The sequence below is a fragment of the Actinomadura bangladeshensis genome (genome assembly GCF_004348335.1).
GTDB lineage: Bacteria > Actinomycetota > Actinomycetes > Streptosporangiales > Streptosporangiaceae > Spirillospora > Spirillospora bangladeshensis.
On the sequence record NZ_SMJW01000423.1, the window covers coordinates 1 to 4,085 of the forward strand.

Genomic DNA, 4,085 nt, shown 5'->3' on the forward strand with positions numbered 1-4,085 from the left:
CCCGACGCGACAGTCGGGCCCCACCGCTGACCCGCCACCGAAAACCAAGAATCGGTCGGGTCGCTCCCCGACCCAACCGACCTCACGAAAGATCGAGGTTAGTACTCCGCCCGGAGCTTTTAGCGGCCGACTTATAAGACGCGGATTTCTTTTCCGTTGGGTCTTGATTTTCGCGATCACTGGGGTAGAAAAAGTCAAACCCCCGCCAAGGAGGAAAACCCCTGTGAAGGCTCCCATCACCAGGCTGGCCGCCACGCTGGCCGCCGCGTCCGCGACCCTCGCCCTGACCGCCACCGGCGCGTCGGCCGCCACCACCACCATCCGCGAGGACACCGCCGCCGGAGCGCCCTACTCCGGCAACTGGCAGGTCTCCACCGTCGGGCCGCTCACCTTCTCCGTCGTCTACCTGGGCTCGACCGTGACCGGCTCCTGCGAGAGCGCGACCCTGCAGGGCACGGTCGAGTCGGCGGGCGCCGGCGAACTCACCGCCGCGTCGATCGGCGCCTGCCAGACGTCCAACGGGCTCAGCTCGCCCGCGACGGACCTCGACCTGTCCGAACTGCCCGACAAGAGCGGCCAGATCGCCTACGACCCCGTCGCCGGCGGGCGCGACGGCGTCCTGTCCATCAACGGCGGCCTCAGCTTCAAGCTGCAGGGCAACGTCCTCGGCATCCCGATCACCTGCTACTACGGGTTCCAGACGGGCGGCACCCCCGGGCTCAGCTTCGACGTCTACAACCGGGACAACCCGAACCGCCCGCTCGCGGACCAGGACGATGCGCAGGGCAAGTCCGACAACATCACCCTGGTGCGGCAGTCCGGAAGCAGCTTCCTCTGCCCGTCCAACGGCACCGGCAGCGGCGCCGGCATCGCCCGCGGGGAGAGCACCCCCGGCTCGGGCGTGTTCGACCGCAAGCTCTACCTGACCTCGTAGCGCGGAGCGGCGGCCGGTCCCCGGGGCCGGTGCAAGGGAGTGATCATCCACCCCGGGGCCCGGCCGCCCTCACGTGCCCTCGCGGTGCTGGGTCGCCGTGTCGGAACGACCGGGGGCGTACGGCCGGAATCCTTTGGACGAACGCGAGGAATTCGAGCCTAACTCCGCCGGTCAGCCCTAGGTAATGACAGCGTGCTTACAGTTGTTTCCCACCGGTGTCCGAACCCCGCCGTGGCAAAATCACCCGCCGCGCCCGGACACCGGTGAGGAGCCCCGCCGCCACCCCGCGCGGCGGTTACATTCTGCTCGGTGCGGAACAATCACGCTCATGAGAGCGGTGGCCATTTCCGACACGCACGCGCCCCGGCGCTGGACGTCGTGCCCGCCGCGGGTGGCCGAGCACCTGCGCGGCGCGGACGTGATCCTGCACGCCGGCGACGTGTGCACGGCGTCCGTCCTGGACGAGCTGGCCGAGTACGCGCCCGTCCACGCCGTCCTCGGCAACAACGACGGCCCGGACGTCGCCGCCTGGGGCGCCCCCGAACGCCTGGAACTCGACCTGGACGGCCTCGCCGTGGCGATGGTCCACGACAGCGGCCAGGCCCGCGGCCGGACCGCCCGCATGCGCCGCTGGTTCCCCGCCGCCGACCTCGTCGTGTTCGGCCACTCCCACATCCCCCTGGACGAAACGGCCGACGGCGTCCGCATCTTCAACCCGGGCTCCCCCACCGACCGCCGCCGCCAACCCCACGGCACGGTGGGCCTCCTGGAAATCCACGACGGCCACCTGACCCAAGCGAAAATCATCCCCGTCACCTGACGGACCCCCGGCCCTGGGGCGAGTACGGCTTCTCGGCCAGAACGGGCCGCCCGAGTGCCCGGCTGACGCCGCGACGGGAGATCGTCGCGGCTCGCAGGCCGGCACCCGGCGACACCATCTACTGGCTCAGCCGGCATGGCAACGAGCGGGGGCGACGGGTCTCAGAGGTCCGGTGGCCCGAGGAGACGACCGGCGCTGTCCGCGTGCTCTTCGACGGCCTGTCACTGGGAGACACCTTCTGGCCCGGCGAGAAGTTCGCGCGGAAGAAGCAGGCGACTTGATCCGCGATGTCCGAGCACCCGCGCTCGACGGTCATGGGGACGGCATGGAATCGTCCCCCTTGAGACGATCGCCTCGATGGAGGGGGAGCCGGGGATGACCGACCGCGTCACCGTGAACGTGCGTGAAGGGGTCGCCGATGTGCGGCTCAATCGGCCCGACAAGCTGAACGCCCTCGACATGGCCACGTTCGACGCACTCGCCGAGACGGGTGACGCGCTCGCCGCGGACGCGTCCGTCCGGGCCGTCGTCCTGTCGGGGGAGGGACGCGCCTTCTGCGCCGGGCTCGACTTCTCCGGGTTCGCCGCCATGGCCGGCGACGGTGAGCGCACCGGCGACGGCGAGCGGACGAAGCGGCTGCTGAACGACATCACGGACCGCGAGCCGGGGCGCATCACCAACCTCGGGCAGCAGGCCGTGCACGTCTGGCGGGAGATGCCGCAGCCCGTCATCGCCGCCGTCCACGGGCACGCGCTCGGCGGTGGACTGCAGATCGCGCTCGGCGCCGACATCCGCATCGTCGCGCCCGACGCCAAGCTGTCGGTACTGGAGATCCGCTGGGGGCTCATCCCCGACATGACCGGCACCGCCGCCCTGATCCGCCTCGTCGGTGAGGACGTCGCGAAGGAGCTCACGTTCACCGGCCGCATGGTCTCCGGCGAGGACGCCGTCCGGATCGGCCTCGCCACCCGCACCGCCGACGATCCGCGCGCGGCCGCCACCGAACTGGCCCGCGAGATCGCCGGGAACAGCCCGGACGCGGTGCGGAGCGCCAAGCGGCTGCTGAACCGCGCGGCCGACCACGACCTGGCCGGCCAGTTCCTCGAAGAGTCGCGAGCGCTCGGCGCGCTGCGCGGCAGCCCCAACCAGGTCGAGGCCGTCCGCGCCTACTTCGAGAAGCGCCCGCCCTCCTTCACCGACCCGGCCTGACCCGGAGCCCGGCGGCGTGCCGACCGGCGTGGGCAGCACGCCGCCGCGAGTCCGTGGGGAGCGAGAGGACGGCCGCCGGGCTAGGCCCAGAAAGGGGCGATCTTCGCGACGGCCGCCTTGCCCAGCGCGAGCCCGGCGTCCGCCGACGGAGTGCGGGTGGACGGGTCGAGCGGGTCGGTGCCGAAGGCCGCCGGCGACGCCTCGTCCGGGTTGATCACCTGGACGCGCCCGCCCCCGTTCTCCACCGCGGCGATGCCCACGGCCAGGCGGGGATCGTCCATCGGCGCGATCAGCAGTACCCGCTCGTACCCCGCCGCGAGATCAAGGTTGTTCACATAGCGGATGCCGCCGATCGTCACCGGTGGCCAGACCATCGGCACCGCGCAGCTCCCAGCGACGGCGTCCACCAGTGCCACGCCCGAGTCCCGGTCGAAAAGGCGAAGATCACCGGTCAGCGCGCTCACCGCCGTCACCCGCAGATCCCTGGAAGGCCGCTCGTGGACCGGCAGCCGCGCCTCGATCACGGCCCGCCGTTCGGACTCGCCGACGGTGTCGGCGGCGAGCGCCCGCGAGCACCCTCGTCAGCCACGCGATACCGGCGACGCCACCGCCCCCGAGCACGAGCGCACGTCCGTTTCCACTCATCATCCGTCCTTCCCGCCGTGACCGTCGGAGGCTACGGCGCGAAGACCCGGTCGCGGCCTGTGCGTTCCGGGCGCCTGGTCCGGAGACCGGGAAGAACCTTCGAGCCTCGCGTGTTGCAGACTCTGCGCCGGCGCGGTGACGCACACCCCCACGCGGGGGACGGAATACCGACGCCGTCACGTCCGTTGGAAGACCTGATCACGTGTGCCAGGACGGTGCACGTGAGCGACCCGGAGGGTCGATTTGACGTCGACGCTCGGACAACGTAAGTTAACCGCTCGTCCCCTTCACGGATGCAGGACGCCCGCATGGCGGCCGGCCGGATGACGGGAAACCACCTACGAACCAGCTGACGCGGCTCAGTCGTGTCCGCTGTGCCGTGCGGTGGCATCGGAAAGGGTCCGTTTTGACAATCGGGCCGGATCTGGTGAAATAGCTCCACCGCTCCGAAGGTGCCGCGCAAACGGCATTGGACGG

General features: G+C 71.0%; 4 protein-coding genes. 3 read left to right on the plus strand and 1 reads right to left on the minus strand.

Annotated elements, in window-relative coordinates; all coding sequences use genetic code 11:
* Positions 1 to 223: 223 nt before the first annotated feature.
* The 3 genes from E1284_RS39070 to E1284_RS39080 all read left to right on the plus strand — a co-directional run bounded on the left by E1284_RS39070 (position 224) and on the right by E1284_RS39080 (position 2,963).
* The gene (locus tag E1284_RS39070) at positions 224 to 934 is read left to right on the plus strand and encodes a hypothetical protein (RefSeq protein ID WP_131945175.1); all 711 of its coding nucleotides are present in this window, start codon (positions 224 to 226) and stop codon (positions 932 to 934) included.
* A 328-nt stretch (positions 935 to 1,262) separates the two neighbouring features.
* Positions 1,263 to 1,754 carry a metallophosphoesterase family protein gene (locus tag E1284_RS39075; RefSeq protein ID WP_131945176.1) on the plus strand — a complete coding sequence of 164 codons (492 nt, stop codon included), beginning with the start codon at positions 1,263 to 1,265 and terminating at the stop codon, positions 1,752 to 1,754.
* A 375-nt stretch (positions 1,755 to 2,129) separates the two neighbouring features.
* Positions 2,130 to 2,963, plus strand: a complete 834-nt coding sequence (locus E1284_RS39080) for a crotonase/enoyl-CoA hydratase family protein (RefSeq protein ID WP_131945177.1) — start codon at positions 2,130 to 2,132, stop codon at positions 2,961 to 2,963.
* An 80-nt stretch (positions 2,964 to 3,043) separates the two neighbouring features.
* On the opposite strand, the gene E1284_RS39085 is transcribed toward E1284_RS39080, so the two are convergent.
* Positions 3,044 to 3,436 (minus strand): patatin-like phospholipase family protein, encoded by a 393-nt coding sequence (locus tag E1284_RS39085; protein WP_131945178.1) that lies wholly within the window; start codon positions 3,434 to 3,436, stop codon positions 3,044 to 3,046.
* Positions 3,437 to 4,085: the final 649 nt, after the last annotated feature.